General features: G+C 57.7%; 8 protein-coding genes. 3 read left to right on the plus strand and 5 right to left on the minus strand.

Translation table 11 applies throughout. The features are described from left to right. Positions 1-180, plus strand: a 180-nt coding sequence (locus Q4C79_RS12965) for a hypothetical protein (RefSeq protein ID WP_303091440.1), incomplete at its 5' end; no start/stop codon positions are given. Between the two features lie 6 nt (positions 181-186). On the opposite strand, the gene Q4C79_RS12970 is transcribed toward Q4C79_RS12965, so the two are convergent. Genes Q4C79_RS12970 through Q4C79_RS12985 form a run of 4 tightly spaced genes read right to left on the minus strand, consistent with a single transcriptional unit; the run spans position 187 to position 2,040 of the window. Continuing rightward, positions 187-717, minus strand: a complete 531-nt coding sequence (locus Q4C79_RS12970; protein ID WP_303091441.1) for a GNAT family N-acetyltransferase — start codon at positions 715-717, stop codon at positions 187-189. Between the two features lie 51 nt (positions 718-768). Then, positions 769-1,149 carry a putative quinol monooxygenase gene (locus Q4C79_RS12975; protein WP_303091442.1) on the minus strand — a complete coding sequence of 127 codons (381 nt, stop codon included), beginning with the start codon at positions 1,147-1,149 and terminating at the stop codon, positions 769-771. A 15-nt stretch (positions 1,150-1,164) separates the two neighbouring features. Beyond that, a complete protein-coding gene (locus Q4C79_RS12980) occupies positions 1,165-1,467 on the minus strand; it encodes a YciI family protein (protein ID WP_303091443.1) in 303 nt (100 codons plus the stop codon). A 12-nt stretch (positions 1,468-1,479) separates the two neighbouring features. Continuing rightward, positions 1,480-2,040 carry an NAD(P)H-dependent oxidoreductase gene (locus Q4C79_RS12985; RefSeq protein ID WP_303091444.1) on the minus strand — a complete coding sequence of 187 codons (561 nt, stop codon included), beginning with the start codon at positions 2,038-2,040 and terminating at the stop codon, positions 1,480-1,482. 100 nt (positions 2,041-2,140) lie between these two features. Here Q4C79_RS12985 and Q4C79_RS12990 point away from each other — a divergent pair, with 100 nt between their 5' ends. Further along, positions 2,141-3,085: a LysR family transcriptional regulator gene (locus Q4C79_RS12990; protein WP_303091445.1), complete on the plus strand. Its 945-nt coding sequence runs from the start codon at positions 2,141-2,143 to the stop codon at positions 3,083-3,085. Between the two features lie 198 nt (positions 3,086-3,283). Here Q4C79_RS12990 and Q4C79_RS12995 read toward each other — a convergent pair whose 3' ends face one another. Continuing rightward, positions 3,284-4,156: a hypothetical protein gene (locus Q4C79_RS12995; RefSeq protein ID WP_368492245.1), complete on the minus strand. Its 873-nt coding sequence runs from the start codon at positions 4,154-4,156 to the stop codon at positions 3,284-3,286. 59 nt (positions 4,157-4,215) lie between these two features. Between Q4C79_RS12995 and Q4C79_RS13240 the strand changes: the two genes are divergently transcribed. Further along, positions 4,216-4,306 (plus strand): LysR family transcriptional regulator (locus Q4C79_RS13240; protein WP_368492246.1); only part of this gene is annotated, 91 nt, incomplete at its 3' end.

The raw sequence follows: 4,306 nt of genomic DNA on the forward strand, positions 1-4,306 counted from the left end.
CCGCTGGAGGCGCCGGTGATGAGGACGATTTGGTTGGCAATGGTCATGGTTGACTCCTTGGGTTTCATGAAGGGGTTTTCAGGTGGCCTGAAAACGGATGGACAGTCAAGGTGCAAGCACCGCCGGATCGGTTGCCGGCTGCGGCACGCGACCCGCTCCGCTTATGCCAAGCGGCCGTAGTCTTCATCAGGCACCGCTGCTGAGCACCTTGGTGAAGTGGATGAGCTTGTAGGCCCCAACGGGCGTCTGACCTGTTTCCTCGTAGCCGTATCGCCTATAGAGCCGAATGTTCGCCGTGCTGTGCTCGCCAGTGAAGAGGCGTATCTCGTCGCATCCCGATGAGATTGACTCTGCGTGGAGCAAGAGCATGGTGCCGAGGCCCTGGCCTTGTCGGTCAGGGGCGACGATGAGGCGGCCGAGTTCGACGACGGGTCCAACGCGATGCAGGCGCACGGAAGCGACCAGGCGCGCTGCGTCCCGGATGCCGAGAGCCAGGACGTTTGCGGAGGTCAGTTCCGTTTTGAGGTCGGTGAGGGTCTGAGTGAGTGGCGGCAGGTTGAAATCGCCATGCGCTGCGGCTTCGGTGAGGTAGGCAGCTCGTTGAAGCGTTAAGAGCTCTCCAGCGTCCTGCGGGCCGAGAGTCACTATCGGAAGGGAGCTCCCCAACCCGCTGGAGGCGCCGGTGGTGATGACGGCTTTATCGGTGATGTTTTGCATGGCTGATTCCTTGGCTGTTGACGTTGAAAAAATATTTCATCCTGCCGGCGTTTACTTGACCGGCACGGCTTTGGAGCCGAACACCACCGGGTCGGTTTCCACGACTTTGCGCGACACGATCATGTCCTGGGCGGTTTTCAGCCAGCTTTGAAAATGCGGTGAAGCGCGGTGGGCCTGATAGGCGGCTTCATCGGCATAGGCTTCGACGATATAAAACCGGCTGGGGTCTTGTTTGTCGGTCATCACATACATGCCCAGCACGCCTTGTTCGGTATTCACCGATTGGCGGATATTGTGTTTGCCCAATTCGGTAAATGCTTGCACGCTTTCGGGGCGGATATGCATTTCAAAAATGCGGATAATCGGTTCGGCATGGCTGAAAGTGGCGGTCATCATGGCAAGGCTCGCTAAAAATAAACGCAATAATTTCATTACTCTGCTCCTGAATCATTTGCCTGTAAAGCGGTTCAAGTTCTCGGCAATCAAACTGGCTTGGAATTCGCGCACGCGGTAATCGGCCAGTTTGTTGGCCCAATACACATCTTCGGCAAGCATGGCGTCTAACTCTTCCCGACTGCCGGTTTGGGCAATAATCACGCCCGCACCTGCTTGGTCGCGGTACGGCCCGAGCATTAAGAATTTGCCCTGTTCAAAATATCGGGTAAACCATGCGCGGTGGCCGGCCAGCAGAGTGTCGCTTTGCCCGGCGGGAATAGCGTCGGTTTTGATGGTAATGTCGATTAAATACATGGTGTTATCCTTTCAGACGGCCTCGATGGCGGCCAGCAGGCGCTGTGCGTGTGCTTTGGCGGCTTCGCGCTGGGCGGCAATGGCCGCTTCGTTGTTGCGGGTGGTGTAGCCGATGCCGCAGGTGTAAACCGCAGGCTGCAAATCCAGGCCGCACAGAATGGCGGTGGATTCAAACGCGGCCAAATAGTCTTCTACCGTGTGCCGCATCAAACCGTCTCGGGCATAGGCGGTTTCAGGCGCTCCGGTGGTAAACGACAAAATCAGCTTTTTGCCGCCCAACACGCCTTGGGAGCCGTGGGCAAAGCCGTGCAGGAACACTTCGTCGAGCCACACTTTCATCAGCCCGGGCAGCGCATACCATGAAAAGGGAAACTGCCACACAATCACATCGGCGTTTTGCAGGGCGACCTGCTCGGCGGCCACGTCGATGCGGTAATCGGGATAAAGTTCGCTCAATTTGCGGATTTCGGCTTGGGGCAGTTGCGCCGCCACTTCGTCCAAAATGGTGCGGTTGGCCAGCGAACGGCTCAAATCGGGGTGGCCGGCAACGATCAGAATATTCTTTTGCATCATCTATTCTCCGTCATCTCATTTAACTTGCCGCCATTATCACGTTTCTTTTATCAAAGAAAAATACGATAATCGTAAAAACACTCTCAACTTAAAATTGAAAATGCTCGATAACGATTTCAAAACCCTCAATGCCTTTATCCACACCGCACGGCACGGCAGCTTCACCGCCGCCGCACAAGCCTTGGGCTTGACCCCTGCCGCCGTCAGCAAAAGCGTCGGGCAGCTGGAACAGTCGTTAAACACACGCCTGTTCAGCCGCACCACGCGCAGCCTGAGCCTCACCGCCGAAGGCGAGCATTTTTTCACCCAGGCCGAAACGGCGCTCGCCCTGCTTCAGCAGGCGGCCGAGCATATCAGCGGCAGCGGGCGGCAATATGCCGGCAACGTGCGGCTGTCGGTGTCGAACGTGATCGGCCGCAACTTGGTGCTGCCCTGCCTGCACGCCTTGCAACAGCGCCACCCTTTGCTGGATATCGAGCTGGATTTTGAAGACAGAATCATCGATTTTGTGAAAGACGGCTTCGACTTGGTGATCCGCGGCGGCCATATCGCCGAATCTTCGCTGGTGTCGCGCGCGCTCTCGCCGCTGCACCTCTGCCTCGCGGCCAGCCCCGGCTATCTGGCGCAATACGGCACACCGCGCCGTGTCGAAGATTTGCCGCAACACCGCCTGATTGCCCGCCGTTTTGCGAGCTGTAGGTATTCGCCTTGGTATTTCCGGCAAGACGGCACTTTGCTGCCCTTCGAAGCCGCGCGGCACGTATTAACGTTCTCCGACCCCGAAGCCTGCGCTCTGGCGGCGCTGGACGGCAGCGGCATCGCCGAAATCCCGATTTATCTGGCGCTGCCGCATTTGCAGGCAGGCCGTCTGAAAGTGTTGCTTGGCGATTGCCACCATGCCGGCGACTACCGGCTGGTGTTGCAATACGCCCACCGCAACCTGCCCCCGCGCGTGCGCGCGGTGGCCGAACACCTGTTTGCACACTTATCGCAACACCCCGGCCTGCACACCGCGCCGCACGAATTGGCGGCGTTTGCCGCGTAAGGTTTCAGGCCGTCTGAAAGGCACAATGCCTGTCTGAAAGAGTTTTTCAGACAGGCATTTGCCTATTCGGCGGCAAAGTTGTAGGTTGGTCATTTATGCCCGACAAAAGTAGAACAAATTCTGTCGGGCATGAATGCCCGACCTACTGCTAGCGTGGTTTTCTGGTAGAAGAAAAGGAAACGCCCACGTTGTCATTCTTTAACCGGCAAGCCTTTTATTCGGCCAAACGCAAGAGTTCAAAGCCGGTAACGGTGTGGCTTGCGGGTTGCCGAACAGTTGCGGAAAGCGGGAGTTGACCACCCAGATTTGCCCGTTGCGCAAGGTAGCGGTGGTAGCGCCTTGCGTACCGGGCAGTTCGCGCTGGCTGACAAGTTCAGCGCTGCGCCAGTTGTCGCGTGAGCGTAGCTGGCTGACGAAGCTCTGCATACCGCTGCCGTCAGGCGCTTTTACGGTTTCCACGGCGGCCAGCGTTTGCGCATCTTGCAACAACAACCCGTCCGGGCCTTTGAGGCACTCTGGCAGGGCCACTTCGGTCAATGCCGCAGGGTTATCCAGCGGAATACGCCACAGCTTGCCCTGCACATAATCGCCTGCCAGCAAAAAGCCTTGGGGGTGGTAAACAATGCCGTTCAGATTGGGCAAAAGACCAGTGGCCGGATCACTGCTTTCGGGTTTCAGACGGGCATCGCGCACCAGCACCGACACTTCGCCGCTGCCTTGCGCCACTTTGTAAATCTGCGGCTGGAAGCTGTCGGTTACATAGATATTGCCTTGGTCATCGACGGTGAGGTCGTTGGAAAGCGTGGCGCCTTGGCTCAAATGGGAAAAATCGTAGACGCGCCGCACTTCTCCGCTGTTTCCATCCAGCTCGAACACCTGCGCGGTACGCTTCAGACTTTGCGCATTGCCTCGGGGCGAAACGCCGACATCTTCATTGGCAACCAAGATGCGCTGGCGCGGCGCATCAAAAACAATGCCGGAAGTCGTAATCAGGCGGGCGTCGCTAGAGAATACGCGGCATCTTCCTGACAAATCCACCAGACCCACACTACCTCCTCGCAAGGCGGACACCAAAAAGGCCTGTTTCCCCGAGTGCCACGCTACTCCCTCGGGAAAACTGCTTTGCCATTGTGGAGACCGGCAGTTTCCGCAAAGCGGCGGCACGCTTGGAGATGCAGCCCTCCACCTTGTCGCATGCCATGCGCACCTTGGAGAAGCGGA

The organism is Neisseria sp. (assembly GCF_030523955.1).
In the GTDB taxonomy this organism is placed as follows: Bacteria; Pseudomonadota; Gammaproteobacteria; order Burkholderiales; family Neisseriaceae; genus Neisseria.